The 14,194-nt window shown below is 65.0% G+C and carries 6 protein-coding genes; 4 read left to right on the top strand and 2 right to left on the bottom strand.

Annotated elements, in window-relative coordinates; all coding sequences use genetic code 11:
* The first annotated feature begins 80 nt into the window (after positions 1–80).
* Genes ACW179_RS06580 through ACW179_RS06570 form a run of 3 tightly spaced genes read left to right on the top strand, consistent with a single transcriptional unit; the run spans position 81 to position 4,714 of the window.
* Positions 81–1,805 (top strand): type I secretion system permease/ATPase, encoded by a 1,725-nt coding sequence (locus tag ACW179_RS06580; protein WP_492063499.1) that lies wholly within the window; start codon positions 81–83, stop codon positions 1,803–1,805.
* Positions 1,802–3,106 carry an HlyD family type I secretion periplasmic adaptor subunit gene (locus ACW179_RS06575; protein WP_492063498.1) on the top strand — a complete coding sequence of 435 codons (1,305 nt, stop codon included), beginning with the start codon at positions 1,802–1,804 and terminating at the stop codon, positions 3,104–3,106. The genes ACW179_RS06580 and ACW179_RS06575 overlap by 4 nt, the downstream gene beginning before the upstream one ends.
* 3 nt (positions 3,107–3,109) lie before the next feature.
* Positions 3,110–4,714 (top strand): TolC family outer membrane protein, encoded by a 1,605-nt coding sequence (locus tag ACW179_RS06570; RefSeq protein ID WP_492063497.1) that lies wholly within the window; start codon positions 3,110–3,112, stop codon positions 4,712–4,714.
* Between the two features lie 112 nt (positions 4,715–4,826).
* Here the strand turns inward: ACW179_RS06570 and ACW179_RS06565 are convergent, their stop codons facing one another.
* The gene (locus ACW179_RS06565) at positions 4,827–4,964 is read right to left on the bottom strand and encodes a hypothetical protein (RefSeq protein WP_492063496.1); all 138 of its coding nucleotides are present in this window, start codon (positions 4,962–4,964) and stop codon (positions 4,827–4,829) included.
* A 206-nt stretch (positions 4,965–5,170) separates the two neighbouring features.
* Positions 5,171–7,537, bottom strand: a complete 2,367-nt coding sequence (locus ACW179_RS06560; RefSeq protein ID WP_492063495.1) for a family 16 glycosylhydrolase — start codon at positions 7,535–7,537, stop codon at positions 5,171–5,173.
* 664 nt (positions 7,538–8,201) lie between these two features.
* Here ACW179_RS06560 and ACW179_RS06555 point away from each other — a divergent pair.
* Positions 8,202–14,060 carry a family 16 glycosylhydrolase gene (locus ACW179_RS06555; protein ID WP_492063494.1) on the top strand — a complete coding sequence of 1,953 codons (5,859 nt, stop codon included), beginning with the start codon at positions 8,202–8,204 and terminating at the stop codon, positions 14,058–14,060.
* The last annotated feature ends 134 nt before the right edge of the window (positions 14,061–14,194 follow it).

Below are 14,194 nucleotides of genomic sequence, written 5' to 3'. Positions count from 1 at the left end.
AAACGCGACTAACAGATTGTGCGACGGAACGCGGCCAGCGTCAGTTGCGGGCCATTTTTCAGGAGAAGTCATTGGCGGGCGTGGCGGGCGGTTCCCAGCAAATCAGTGGCGCCAAGTCCGAGCTGTCGGCGGCGCTGGGCGTCCTGCGCTCGGCCGTCTGGGGCGTCGGCCTGGCCAGCGGCCTGATCAATGTGCTGGCCCTGACCAGTTCGATCTTCATGCTGCAGGTGTATGACCGGGTCATTCCCAGCGGCAGCATCCCCACCCTGCTGGCACTGGCGTTGCTGGCGATCACGCTCTACGCCTTCCAGGGCGTGCTGGAAGTGGTCCGATCGCGCCTTCTGGTCCGCATCGGCGGAGCTCTGGACCAGAGCATCAGCGAGCGGATCTACGACATCCTGGCGCGCCTGCCGCTGCGCGCCAAGCTGGCCAATGATTCGGTCTCGCCCCTACGCGACCTCGACCAGATGCGCGGCTTTATCGCCGGGCCGGGCCTGACGGCCCTGTTCGACCTGCCCTGGATCCCGCTGTATCTGGGCATCTGTTTCATGTTCCACCCGCTCATCGGTATAGTCGCAACGATCGGGGCGCTCATCCTGATCGCGCTGACGGCCATGACCGAGTGGCTTTCCAAGACGCCCGTCGAGGAAGCCGCCCGCATGCTGGGCCGGCGTGGCCGCCTGGCGGAGGCCAGCCGTCGCAACGCCGAGGTGCTGCAGGCCATGGGCTTCCGCCATCGCCTGGGCAAACGCTGGGGCGACGCCAACACTGAGTACGGAGCCAAGCAGCAGCAGGTCAGCGACGTGGGCGGTAGCCTGTCGAGCGTTTCGCGCGTCCTGCGGGTTGTCTTGCAATCGGCGATGCTGGGCGTAGGGGCCTGGCTGGTCATTGAGCAGAAGGCCTCTGGCGGCGTGATGTTCGCCAGCTCGATCATGATGTCGCGCGCCCTGGCTCCGGTGGAGCTGTCCATCGCCAACTGGCGCGGCTTTGTCGCGGCCCGCGACGCCTGGCGCCGCCTGAGCGAGATGCTGGCCTTCATGCCGGCTCGCGCCGAGCAACTGGCCCTGCCCCTGCCCAACAAGACCCTGGCCGTGGCCAATGTCACCGTTGTCCCGCCCGGCGAAAAACGCGTGGTGGTGGACGGCGTCAACTTCAACCTGCTGGCCGGCCAGGGCCTGGGCGTCATCGGCCCCAGCGCCTCGGGCAAGTCGTCCCTGATCCGCGCCATCGTCGGCGTGTGGCAGCCTGTGCGCGGCGACGTGCGCCTGGACGGCGCCGAACTGGAAAGCTGGGACCCCGCCGTGCTGGGCGACGCCATCGGCTATCTTCCCCAGGACGTAGAACTGTTTGACGGCACGATCGCCGAAAACATCTGCCGCTTCCTGACCGACCCCGACCCGGCCAAGATCATCGAGGCAGCGCGCGCGGCCAATGTCCACGAACTGATTCTGCGGCTGTCCGACGGCTACGACACCCAGATCGGCGAAGGCGGCACGGCCCTGTCGGCCGGCCAGCGCCAGCGCATCGGCTTGGCCCGCGCATTGTTTGGCAACCCCTTCCTGGTGGTGCTGGACGAGCCAAACGCCAATCTCGACGCCGAAGGCGAAGAGGCCTTGAATATAGCCATTTCCGGTGTTCGAAAGCGTGGAGGCGTCGTGATCATCGTCGCCCACAGGCCTAATGTGCTGGCGACGATCGATGTCGTCCTGGTGATGCGCGACGGACGTCAGCAGGCCTTCGGGCCTCGCGATGAAATCCTCGCCCAACTGATGAAACCCGCCGCTCCGGCAAGAACGCCCCAATGACCGTCGCAAAGTCCACCGAACGCCCCTCGATCCGCAAGCATCTGCGGCTGATCGCGATCATGAGCGCAGTGCTCGTCTTCGTGATCGGCGGCTGGGCCGCCATGACCAAGGTGTCCGAAGCCGTCATCTCGCGCGGCTCGCTGGTCAATGCCAGCTACGTCAAGAAGATCCAGCACCCGACCGGCGGAACAGTGCGCGAAATCAAGGTCCAGGAGGGCCAGCCGGTCCAGGCCGGACAACTGCTGATCCGCCTCGACGACGTTCAGGTGCGCGCCGCCCTGGCCATCACCCGCAGCAACATCCTGCAACTGCGCGCCCGTCAGGCCCGGTTGTTGGCCGAGCAGGCCGCCGCCACCGGCGGCGCTATGCCCGCCAGCTTCATGGCCCAGGGCCACTCGCCCGAAATGGTCGCCCAGCTGGCCGAAGAGCGTCGCCTGATGGAGGCGCGCCGAGCCCTGCGCCAGCGCCAGAAGTCCCAACTGAGCGAGCAGGTGGCCGGCGAGTACCAGCAGGCCGAGGGCCTGAAGGCCGAGGGCCGCTCGCGCGAGAACCAGATGGGCCTGGTCAACGAAGAGCTGGCCGGCGTTCGCAAGCTCTACAAAGAAGGCTATGCGCCGATGAGCACGCTCAAGGCGCTGGAACGGCAGGCCGAGAACCTGGCGGGCGAGCGGGGCCAGTTCACCGCCCTGTCGGCCCAGGTCAGCAACAAGGTTGCCGAGCTGCGTCTTCAGGCCCTGCAGATCGACGCCCAGCACCTGTCCGAGGTGCTGACCGACCTGCGCGACGTTGAGGCCCGACTTCCCGAACTGATCGAGAAGGAAGCCGCCCAGGTCGACCAGCTGAATCGTCTGGAAATCCGCGCGCCGCAGGCCGGCATTGTCCACGAACTGGAAGCCCACACCATCGGCGGCGTGGTGGGCACCGGTGAGCCGATCATGCTGATCGTGCCGACCGACGACAGCCTGACGGTCGAAACCCAGGTCGCCCCGCAATACATCACCCAGCTTACGATCGGCCAGAAGGCCGGCGTGAAGTTTGTGGGTCTGGACCGCACCGTCCCCCAGGTCGAGGGTACGGTCAGCCGGATCGGTGCCGACCTGGTCGAAGATCGTCGCACCGGCGTCAGCTATTACGTGGTTCGCCTGGCCCTGCCCCGGTCCCAGGTTGCGCGACTGGGCAATGTGAAGCTGGTGCCCGGCATGCCGGTCGAGACCTATATCAAGACCGCCGACCGGACCGTGCTGTCCTATCTGATGAAGCCGCTGTCCGAGCAACTCAACCGCAGCTTCAGGGAGCGCTGATTGATGCGCCGCAAGCTGCTCGGCTCGCTCCTGAACCCGCTGGTAAGCGGCGGCGCCGGCCTGGCCCTGGTCCTGGCGGCTATGGGTGGCGCATCCCAGGCCGAGACCCTGGCCGACGCGGTCGGGGCGGCCTACGCCACCAACCCCAGCCTGGGGGCCGAACGGGCCCGCCAGCGCACCTTTGACGAAGACTATGTCCAGGCCCGCGCCACCTTCGGGCCGACGCTTGGCTTGACGGGTCAGATGAGTGACTCGTTCAAGCACATCGACGACAAGGACGAGCGCTCGCTTTATAATGACAAGAGCGACACCACGGAGTGGTCGCTTCGCCTGGACCAATCCCTTTACAATGGTGGGCGCTCCGGCGCGGCCGTCAATGCGGCCCGCGCCCAGATCCTGGCCGGCAGAGAGTATCTGCGGCTGGTCGAGAGCCAACTCATCTATGATGTCGTCTCGGCCTATTCGGCCGTTTTGCGCGACCAGGACCGGGTCAAGGTCTCGCGCGAGAACCTCGCCGCCCTGCAAGCCGAGCTGACCGAAGCCCGCGCCCGTTTCGACGTACGCCAGGTGACGCTGACCGATGTGGCCCAATCCGAGGGCCGACTGTTCGGCGCCCAGGCGCAACTGGCCTCCTATCAAGCGCAACTGGCAATCTCTGCGGGCCAGTATACCCGCGTGGTCGGCCATGCGCCTGGGCAGCTGGAACCGGTACCCGCCCTGCTGGATATGCCCGCGACCCTGGAAGAGGCATTCGAGGCCGCAGAGGCCGCCAACCCCGAACTTGGCCGCGCCAAATATGCCGAGCAGGTCTCACGGGCCCGTATCCAGCAAGCCAAGGGCGCGCTACGCCCGACCGTGACGGCCAATGTGCAGTATGGCTATGGCAATATCAGTTCGTATACCGGTGCCGGCACGGGCCTCACCGAAGCCCAGCGACGCACCGAACAATCGCTGGACTCGCTGTCCGCTAATGTCGTCGTCCGTATCCCGCTGTTCCAGAGCGGCAGCCTGACCTCGGCGGTCCGTCAAAGCATCGCCCAGAACGGCGTCGATGACATGACCATCGAACTGACCCGCCGCACCGCCTTGCAGAATGTGGTCCAGGCCTGGAACCAGCTCTATGCCGCCCGCAGCGGCCTGGCGGCGTTCGAGGCCCAGGCCCGCGTGTTCCTGCTGGCCTATGAGGGCGTGCGCCGCGAGGAGCCGTTCGGCCTTCGCAGCCGCATCGAAGTCCTGAACGCTGAACAGGAACTGCAGTCGGCTCAACTGCAGCTGGTCAATGCCCGCTATGACGAATATGTCGCCCGCGCCGCCCTGCTGGCGGCGACCGGCCGACTGAACGCCGCAAGCATCGACCCCAGGGCCAACGCCTATCAGCCCGACCTGTATCTGCGCAGCGTCCAGCGCAAGGGCGCTCTGCCGTGGACGACGCTGTTGCAGGGGATCGACAGCATCGGCCTCAAGCCCGTCACCAAACCGGCCCCGTCAGACCTGACGGATCTGCGTCCCGCCGCCGGCCCCATGGGCCTGCCGCTTCTGCCGACCCCGACCGCAGCCCAGGCCTCGGCCCCGCTGCCGTCGATCGCCATCCGGACGGCCAAGCCCTAACGACCGTGACTTCAGACAAGCGAAAGGCGCGCCCGGCGAATGCCGCACGCGCCAGACAGCTTTCTTGCAAGCCCTGCCCCTGCACACAGGGGGCAGCCGCAGGCGCGGGGCCTCAGCCCTCGAAATAGTCGCTCCAGCCAGGATGACGTTCGCCGCGAAGGCGCCGCCATATGCGGCGCAGCATCCTGCCGATGAACGGCCAGGTCGCGGCGCCCAGGAAATAGGTCAGTCCGAGAAGGGTTAGGAGCATCAAACGCTTTTGCCCTCGTGCAGTCGGCAGAAAGCCGATGTCGCCGTCACTTAAGGTCTAGACCCCAGAAGGTTGCAAATATCTTAGGGCTTCAAGCGCGCTTAATCGAGACGAAACGACGACACTATCGCGATCAGCGGCGCCATTCGCGCAGATCATGGGCGGGGCGGATTGTTCAACCCGCCCCGACAGGCCATGGACCGGCCTCAGACCACCCAGAAATCGCCCAGCGACAGGGCGGCCTTGTTGCCGATGACGGCGATCTGCACGCCATCCGTCGAAGCGCCGCCATTGGCGTCATAGAGGAGAGCGCCGGTGCCGGTGTTGTAGAGCAGGGCGGCTTGGCCGACTGCCGCCTGCGGCGCGGTTCCGCTGACGAAGGTCAGGTCCGCCAGGGTGGCCACGCCGAACGATGAAGCCTGCAGACTGATGTGATCGACGCCGGTCTGGAAATCGGTGATGCGGTCTACGCCCTGCCCCAGGTTCTCAAACCGGAAGACATCGGCTCCGCCGCCGCCCGTCATGACATCGGATCCGGCCTTGCCATTGAAGACATCGACCCCACCGCCGCCGATCAGGGTGTCGTTGGCTGCGCCGCCGGTGATGGCGGTGCCCTCGGCCCGGGCGTAACCGGTGAAGGCCAGGCTGCCATTATAGATCAGGGCTTCGACATTGGCCGCCGCCATGGCCTTGGTCAGGCTGGTGATCTGGGTGTCGTAACCACCGCCGGCAAACTCGACCACCGCGTCCCAGGCGTTGTCGACCACATAGGTGTCGTTGCCCAGGCCTCCGATAAGCCGGTCTGCGCCCAGGCCACCGTCCAGCGTATCGCCGCCGCCGCCGCCGGTGATCACATTGGCCAGGGCGTTGCCTGTGCCGGCGAAGCCCGAGAGCCCGGCATAGGTCAGGTTTTCGACATTGGCGGCCAGCACATGCGACAGAAGCGGCGTCTTGACCACATCATAGCCGCCACTCAGCGCCTCCATGACCACGTCACCCTTATTGTCGATGACATAGGTGTCGTTGCCCAGCCCGCCGATCAGGGTATCCGCGCCGGTCGAGCCCTCCAGCAGGTCGTTGCCCTTGGTCCCGTTCACCCGTTCGCCGGCTGCAGCCAGGGCATAGGCGCGAACATAGTCCACATCGAAAGTGGAGGCGGCCAGCGAGGCGGCGTCCGGCGTACCGGCCCAGGCGCCCACGGCCAGAGTCACCACCAGATACATCGGCACATTCATGTCGGCCGGCGTCGGCAGGCGATAGATCTCGGCCCCGTCCATGTACCAGACCAGATAGTCCTGATCCCACAGCAAGCCGTAGGTGTGGAACGAGGTCGCGGCGCCGGGCGTGTAGACCGATGAGGTGAGTTGCCCGTCCGGTAGGGAATTGTGGTGCAGGCTGGTGTTGTTGATCTCGGCCAGCTGCCCGCGCGCTTCGACGATGTCGATCTCGTTCTTGTCGCCCGGCTTGGTCGACAGCAGCCAGAAGCAGGGCCATGCGCCCTGGCCCGCCGGCAGCTTGGCGCTCATCTCGAAATAGCCATAGGTCTGGCTGAACGAGCTGACGCTGGAGATCATGCCCGACACATAGTCGAAGGTGTCGGTCGCCGTTGGCCACATGCCGGCCTTCTCGGCTGCGGTCGAGGCGCGAGCCTGGATCGAGAGCACGCCGTTATTGACCTCAAACGGGTCGATGCCCAGGGCGGCGTTGGTGCTGCCCTTGAATTCTGGTGCGACGAACATCTGCTCTTCGCCGGTGTAATAGCCGATGTAGTGACTGGCCTTGGTGCCGAAGCCGCCAAAGCCGAACTCGGGGGCCCAGGTTCCCGTCGAGGGATCGCCCAGGGTCTGGAGTCGCAGGGTGTTGAACTCGTCGGCGAAAGTCAGCCTGAACTGCCCCAGGTCGATCGGAAGCCTGAAATTGTCGGCCATAAAGCTGGAAACCGTCGTCGAGCGGAAGGTAACGGAATCGCTGGCCGACAGCGTCAGCACCACGTCCGCGCCGACCTGGGTCATGGCGGCCCGGACCTCTTCAAAGGTGTTCAGGCCGTAGCCCTGCAGGCGCACGGCATCGAGGCCGGAGCCGGAACCTGAGCCTGGCGTAAAGTCGGTGATGACATCATGGCCCGAGCCCGTGCCGAACACGAACATGTCCGACCCACCGCCACCGACCAGCACGTCATGGCCGCCGAGACCGGCGATGGTCTGGGCGTTGGCGTCGCCGACAATCAGATTGGCCTTGCTGTTGCCGAAGCCGGCATTGCCGGTCTTGGGCGTAAAGCCCCAGATATAGAGGTTCTCGACATGGTCGGGCAGCACGTAGTGAGTGGTAGTCTTGACGGTGTCGATGCCGCCGCCTGCAGCCTCGATCACAGTCGCGGCGCTATTCTGGACTATATAGGTGTCGTCGCCCATCCCGCCGACCAGGGTGTCGATCCCCGCTGAAGCCTGAAAGGCGTCAGCCTTGATCCCGCCGACCAGGTAGTCGCTGGCGGTAGTGCCCAGCACCAGAACCAGAGGTCCCGTGCTTTGCGCAATGATCGCGCCTGCATAGTCACGGTACACCGTGGCAACCATGGATAAATCCTCCACATTGGAACGCCAGGTAAGGTACGCCGGCCGCAATCAATGTGCGCATTTACGACGATAAACAATATTCGTACACGCCATTGCCGCCAAAATTAGAGACATGCGTCAAACTAGCGCAATTTATAGTCAAGCTTCAGACGCTTTATACTGCCGCAATGGAGCCAACAAATTGACATATATTCAAAACGAAGGGGGCCATGGCGCGAAGTCGCTTGCCATGGTCGGCCTCCGGACTTGATGTTCGGCTTCGCGCACGCGCGTCGAGACGCCCGCGATCTTCAGGGAAGCGCGGGCCACCAGCTCAACCCATAGGCGGCCCAGAGTCGGCCCAGAGGCGACGACGGCGAAGAATCGAGCGCAGCGCGTCAAAGGCGACGCAATATCCGCCGCTCAGGCAGATTCTAGGTCGCGCCGGTGACATTCTCGGACGGGGATGGACGTCACGTGACTATGTTACGGCAATATAGTTACCAATTCGCCCCACTGGAGAATCCCGCCTCCCGCAACGGTTTTACGCGTTAAGGTGTATCCGGGAACTGCTCCAGCAGAATGTCCACAGTCTGTTACTTCGCGGCGCCGCAATCGCAAGACCGTTAGTCACAAGATTACTATAGTTAACCAGTAACCTATATCTGCCTTTGCGAGGTCCAATATGGCTGTATTCTACGGCACGACAAAGGCAGATTACCTCGCGGGCGGCCCCGAGGACGACATTTATTATGTCGATCACAGCGGCGATCAGGTTTTTGAAATCCCCGGCAATGGTTACGACATTGTTTACGTGTCGACATCTTGGGTTGCGACCAGCAACTCGGCGATAGAACGCGTTGTGATGAATGCGGCGGGCAACTTCAACCTCAGGGGCAACGCCCTGGCCATGGAGCTGGTCGGCAACAGCGGAATCAACACGCTGGATGACGGCGGCGGCGCATCCACTCTGCGCGGCGGAGCCGGCAACGACACCTACATCGTCAGCAATGCCGGAACGATCGTATTCGAGGCAGCGGGGTCCGACTACGACTCTGTCAGAACCAGCCTCAACACCTACATCCTGCCCGACTATGTCGAGACCCTGACCTTTACCGGGACCGGCGCGTTCAACGCCACGGGCAACGCCCAGGTCAATGCGCTGACCGGCGGAGCCGGGGCCGATACCCTGGATGGCGGACTGGGGTCAGACCGACTGGTCGGCGGCCTGGGCGACGACACCTATGTCACCGACAACGTCAGCGACACGGTCGTCGAGAATGCCGGCGAGGGCTACGATACCCAGCTGACCACCGCGACCAACGTCAAGGCTGGCGCCAATGTCGAGGCCCTGACCTATATCGGCTCCGCGGCTTTCACAGGCCTGGCCAACAGCACGGGTACGATCGTTACCGGCGGCAGCAGCGCTGACACACTGCTGGGCTCGACTGCGTCCGACACGCTGGTCGGCGGTCTGGGCAATGACAATCTGACCGGCAATGGCGGCAACGACTATCTGGACGGCGGTGCCGGCTTCGACAAGGCGATCTATGCCGGGGTTCGCGCCCGCTATGTCGTGACACCGGATGGCTCGGGTGGCTTTTACGTCACCGATACCCTAGCGGGCGGCGACGGAGTCGATCGCCTGGTGGGCATCGAGGCGCTGGGCTTCAGCGACAGCCAGTCGACACCCGATGTCATGGCGCAAGGCGCGCTACTGACCGGCGACGCCAACGCCAACACCATCATCGGAGCTCAAGGCGCCGATACCCTGGACGGCGCGGCCGGAGCCGACTCCCTGACGGGCGGCGCGGGTAATGACGTCTATTTCGTCGACAACCTGGGCGATGTGATCGTCGAGCAGGCCGGTGCCGGCTTCGACACAGTGCGCAGCAGCATCACCTACAACCTCGACACTGGGCCCAATCTCGAAGCATTGGTGCTGCTGGGCGTCGCCAACATCAACGGCACGGGTAACAGCGTTGCCAACAGCCTGACGGGTAACGGCGGAAACAACTGGCTCGACGGCGGCGCGGGGGCAGACACCCTGACCGGCGGCCTGGGCGACGACACCTATGTCACCGACAACGCTGGCGACATCGTCGTTGAAAACGCTGGCGAGGGCTACGACACCCAACTGACCACCCTGACCAACGTCAAGGCCGCCGCCAATGTCGAGGCCCTGACCTTTATCGGTGCCGGGGCCTTTACGGGCACGGCCAGCAGCACCGGCACCATCGTCACCGGGGGCAGCGGGGCGGACACCCTGCTGGGTGCGACCGCGTCCGATACGCTGGTCGGCGGCCAGGGCGATGACAATCTTACCGGCAATGGCGGCAACGACTATCTGGACGGCGGCACCGGCGTCGACACGGCGATCTATGCCGGGGCCCGCGCCCGCTATGTGGTGACACCGGATGGTTCAGGCGGCTTCTACGTCACCGATACCCTGGCCGGCGGCGACGGTGTCGATCGCCTGGTGGGCATTGAGACGCTGAGCTTCAGCGACGGCCTGTCGACGCCCGACGCCCTGGCGCAAGGCGCGCTGCTGACGGGCGACGCCAACGCCAATACGATCATCGGAGCCCAGGGGGCCGACACCCTGGACGGCGCGGCCGGAGCCGACTCCCTGACGGGCGGCGCGGGCAACGACGTCTATCTCGTCGACAATGTGGGCGATGTGATCGTCGAGCAGGCCGGGGCCGGCTTCGACACGGTGCGCTCCACCATCAGCTTCAACCTGAACACGGTCTCCAATATCGAAGCGCTGGTGCTACTGGGCATCGCCAACGTCAACGGTACGGGTAACAGCGTCGCAAACAGCCTGACGGGCAACGACGGAAACAACTCACTCGACGGCGGCGCAGGAGCAGACACCCTGACCGGCGGCCGGGGCAACGACATCTACGTGGTCGACAACGCCGGAGACACCATCGTCGAGCTGGCTGGCGGTGGCGTCGACACCGTTCGCACCACCTTGCTGACCTATTCACTGGCCGACACGCTGGAAAACCTGACCTTCGTCGGTTCGGGCCCGTTCCACGGCTACGGCAACGCTTTGGCCAACGTCCTGACCGCAGGGTCCAGCGCCGATACGCTGGAAGGCGGAGCCGGTAACGACACCTATGTGATCGTCAACGCCAAGACCAGGATCGTCGAGGCCGCAGGCGCGGGCATCGACGGCGTGGTCGCCACCGTCAGCCACCAGCTGGCCGACAATATCGAGACCCTGCGTCTCTTCGGCACCGGCCCCAACGGCGCGCGCCTGACCGGCGTGGGCAACAACCTGGCCAACACCCTGACGGGCGACATCAACGCCCAGGTCCTGATCGGGGGCGGCGGCGCTGATACCCTGACCGGCGGTGGCGGCGTGGACGAGTTTGTCGTTGCGCCCGGCTCGGGCCAGGATGTGATCACCGACTTCACCGCGGGCACCGGCGGCGACAAGGTACGGGTCCAGATTCCCGGCTTCATCGATCTGGCGACCATCAAGGCGAACATGAGCCAGGTCGGTGCCGACGTGCTGCTGGACCTGACCAACGGCGACTCGGTGCTGTTCCGCAATGTGACGGTGGACGCGTTCACCGCAGACAACTTCCGCGTCACGCTGGACACCACAGACCTGACCCTGGCGTTCGCCGACGAGTTCAACACCCTGTCGCTGACCAATGGTGAGACAGGCGTCTGGCAGACGACCTATGGCTATCGCGGTGCCGGGCCGATCAGCAGCCACACCCTGCAGGCCACCGGCGAAAAGCAGTTTTATGTCGACGCCGCCTATGGCGGCTCGGGCGACACGCCCCTGGGCCTGGATCCTTTCTCGCTCGACAGCGGCGTGCTGACGATCCGCGCCTCGCGCACCACTGAGGCCCAGAAGGCATTGCTGTACGGCGCCGACTATGTCAGCGGCCTGCTCACCACCCAGACCTCCTTCGCCCAGACCTATGGCTATTTCGAGATGCGCGCCAAGCTGCCGGATGCCGGCGGCGCCTGGCCGGCCTTCTGGCTGTTGCCCACCAGCGGCAACAACCCGCCCGAGGCCGACATCCTGGAGACCAAGGGCGGCGATCCCAACAACACCTTCCTGACGCTGCACAACGCCTCCCTGCCAGGCAAGTCCGTCAGCGATGTGTCCTTCACGGCCAATGCGGCGACCGAGTTCCACACCTATGGCCTGCGCTGGGATGCCAGCTTCCTGATCTGGTACATCGACGGCGGCGAGGTCTTCCGCGCACCGACCCCGGCAGACATGAACCAGCCGATGTACATGCTGGTCAATCTGGCCGTCGGCGGCACCTTCGGCGGTGTCGTCAATGATGCGGCCCTGGCGGCCACCGGCTACCAGATCGACTATGTCCGGGCCTATGCCATCGACGGCGTGACGATCAGCGACCCTGTCGCCGGACTGCTGATCGACGGCACGGCCACCACCACACTGGTCGGCGGACAGGGCGACGACACCATCATGGGCGGCGTCGGCGCGACCCTGGCCTTCGGCGTCAACAGCGATTACTACGCCCGCCTGGGCCATGATCAGGTGGTCTATAGCGGCCTGCGCGAGCAGTACTCGGTTTTTGTCGACGGCCACGGCGGCTATTTCGTCGTCGACAAGGCGGGCATGGGCGGCGCCGACCACCTTTCCGCTGTCGAGGAGATCGTCTTCTCCGACTCCCGGCACACTGCAGCGGAGCTCAGCCAGGGCATTTACCTGCAGGGATCGCGCTTCTCGGAACTGCACAAGAGCGGCGCGGGCGATGACCTGGTCATTTCGTACGGCGGCAACGACACCCTCATGGGTGAGGCCGGGTCCGACACGCTCGCCGGCGGCACCGGCAATGACGACATGGACGGCGGCGACGGCGAAGATACGGTCATCTTCTACAATCCGCGCAGCCAGTACGCGATCTATGACGACGGCTTCGGCGGACTGAACATCGTCGATCTGGCCGATGGCCTGCCCGACGGCTTCGACCATCTGACCAATGTCGAATTCCTGAAATTCTCGGACAGGACTGTCGAGGCGGCGGTCGCCACGGGGATCTATGTCAAGGGCACGGACGCTTCTGAGGAGCTTTACGGCACCTATGGCTATGACACCCTGCGCGGCGGGCTGGGCGACGACACCCTGCATGGCGGCGACGCATTCGACACCGCCGTGTTCGATGGCCCGCGCAGCAACTATCTGGTGCTCAGCGACGGCGGCTCTTCCTACTTCGTGATCGACCTGGTCAATGGCGAGGGCATGGACCGGCTGTTCGACAACGAAGCCCTCCAGTTTGCAGACCAGACCCTCGCCGTGGCGTCAGCCTCAACCGGCGTCCGCGCTGTCGCGACCGATGAGGCCGACACCATTGAGGGCAGCGCCGGCGGCGACCAGATGTTTGGCCTTCTGGGCGATGACGTCGCCCAGGGTGGGGCCGGCGACGACACCTTCACCGGGGGCGGGGGCGCCGATACGTTCAACGCCGGCGAAGGCGTGGACACCGCTGCCTATGCCGGTCCTCTCAGCCGCTATGAAATCTGGGCGGAAGGTGCGGTGTTCCGGGTTCGTGACCTGGAAGGCACCGAGGGCCTGGACACCCTGGTCGACGTCGAGCAGCTGAAGTTTGCCGACCAGACGGTCGCGGCGGCCGATGTCGCGCGGGGCGTTTCTATCGTCGGCAATTCCAGTAACCAGACCCTGACCGGCTCGGCGGGAGCCGATACGCTGAACGGCGGCAGCGGACGCGACCGGATGGTCGGTCTGACCGGCCACGACCAGTACCGGGTCGACAACAGCCGCGACGTGGTCGTGGAAGCCCTCGGCGAAGGCGATGACACCGTCGTCACCACGGTCTCCTGGACGGCGACCCCGGGCTCCTACATCGAGCATCTGGCGGCCAATCCCGGCACCACCACCATCCACCTGACCGGCAACAGCTTTGCCATGGAGCTGATCGGCAACAGCGGGGTCAACAATCTCTATGATGGCGGCGCAGCCACCACGATGCGCGGCGGCAATGGCAAGGATACCTACTATGTCAGCAACGCCGACGCCCTGGTGGTCGAGGCGCTGAACGAGGGCTTCGACACGGTCATGACCGCCCTGTCAGGCTATACCTTGACCGAGAATGTGGAGTCCCTGCGCTTCACCGGCACGGGAAACTTCCTGGGTATCGGCAACGATCTGGCCAACTCGCTCCAGGGCGGAGCCGGCAACGACACCCTGATCGGCGGGGCCGGAGCCGACACCCTGATCGGCAGCACCGGTGAGGACGTCTTCGGCTTCACCAGCGTCTCGGACGGCGTGGACCGCATCAGCGACTTCTCGGTCGTGTCGGACCACATCGGCCTGCTGGCCTCGGCCTTCGGCGTTTCGACCGTCGCCGATTTCAACTTCGTCCGCAGCGCCGCCCCCGTGGCCACGGATGATCGGCCGACCCTGCTGTACAACACCAGCACCGGGGCGCTTTATTTTGACGCACCTGGTGACGCTGGCCCCGTGCAACTGGCAGTCCTCGCGAACGCGCCGGGCCTGACGCACGCAGATATCCTTCTGCTCTGATCCATACGGCGGATAGGCCTCAAGCCTGTCCGCCGCCCGCCGCGCCCAGCAGCCGGCTGCAGTTCCAGCTCCCACAAGACAGCCTATAGCCTTGTCGCAGAAGGCAAATTGGCGACGCTGCTCACTCATCCGGG

The sequence above is a fragment of the Caulobacter sp. AVps18 genome (assembly GCF_058681425.1).
Note: the sequence above shows the minus strand (reverse complement) of the source record. Positions and strands in the feature narration are given on the sequence as shown.

Excerpts from the sequence above, each read along its gene's own strand:
- ACW179_RS06565 (WP_492063496.1), bottom strand. The coding sequence starts at position 4,964 with ATGCTCCTAACCCTTCTCGGACTGACCTATTTCCTGGGCGCCGCGACC.
- ACW179_RS06575 (WP_492063498.1), top strand. The coding sequence starts at position 1,802 with ATGACCGTCGCAAAGTCCACCGAACGCCCCTCGATCCGCAAGCATCTG.
- ACW179_RS06555 (WP_492063494.1), top strand. The coding sequence starts at position 8,202 with ATGGCTGTATTCTACGGCACGACAAAGGCAGATTACCTCGCGGGCGGC.
- ACW179_RS06560 (WP_492063495.1), bottom strand. The coding sequence starts at position 7,537 with ATGGTTGCCACGGTGTACCGTGACTATGCAGGCGCGATCATTGCGCAA.
- ACW179_RS06570 (WP_492063497.1), top strand. The coding sequence starts at position 3,110 with ATGCGCCGCAAGCTGCTCGGCTCGCTCCTGAACCCGCTGGTAAGCGGC.